Consider the following 684-nt stretch of genomic DNA (forward strand, 5'->3'; position numbering starts at 1 on the left):
GCACCAGGACTTCCACCGTTAACCCCCGCTCCCGAGCCCGGCGGCTGATTTCCCTGGCCAGACGCCAGCTGTCGAGAGAATGGATCAGGTGGACCCTGTCAACAACATATTTGACCTTATTGGTTTGCAGGTGACCGATCAGGTGCCATTCAACATCAGCAGGCATCCGGGGTTGCTTGGCCACCAATTCCTGTACCCGGTTTTCCCCAAATGCCCTGACCCCTGCCGACATAGCTTCCTGCATAAATTCCACGGGCACGTTTTTGGTTACCGCCACCAGTTTAACTGAACCCGGATCCCGGCCAACCCTTTCAGCTGCCTTTGCAACCTGTTCAAGGACCACCTGCAGATTTTCCCTGATTCCCAAAGACTCTTCCCCCCAGCATTCATTCCAGCCTGTCTCCCTCCCGGACCCAGAACGGGTTGGTCACATAACGGGTGAGATTGGATAAATCCCGGCCGGAAACAAGCACCCGCCCCGGCATCCTGTCGAGTACCCGAACGGGTACCCAGGTAGCCCGGCGCAGGGAAACGATATAAATACCGGGCTGGCCAGCCCGTTCCACCACCGCCCCGGGAACGACAGAAAAACCTGCCACCTCTCCTGTCAACAGCCCTAAACGGACCTGGCGCTGGTGAACCATGTCGCCGGGATAAACGGGCAGGAAAAAGAGCATCTCCCCC

1 protein-coding gene and 1 pseudogene are annotated in these 684 nt (G+C 57.9%); both read right to left on the reverse strand.

Annotated features, from left to right (window positions below):
• The coding region (locus tag ACPLUI_RS13140; RefSeq protein WP_424660705.1) for a YggS family pyridoxal phosphate enzyme at positions 1–367 on the reverse strand (367 nt) is incomplete at its 3' end.
• Positions 368–386: 19 nt separating this feature from the next.
• Positions 387–684 (reverse strand): annotated as a pseudogene (locus tag ACPLUI_RS13145) (hypothetical protein); the annotation flags it as partial.

It is taken from the genome of Desulfofundulus sp., assembly GCF_049701015.1.
Taxonomy (GTDB): domain Bacteria; phylum Bacillota; class Desulfotomaculia; order Desulfotomaculales; family Desulfovirgulaceae; genus Desulfofundulus.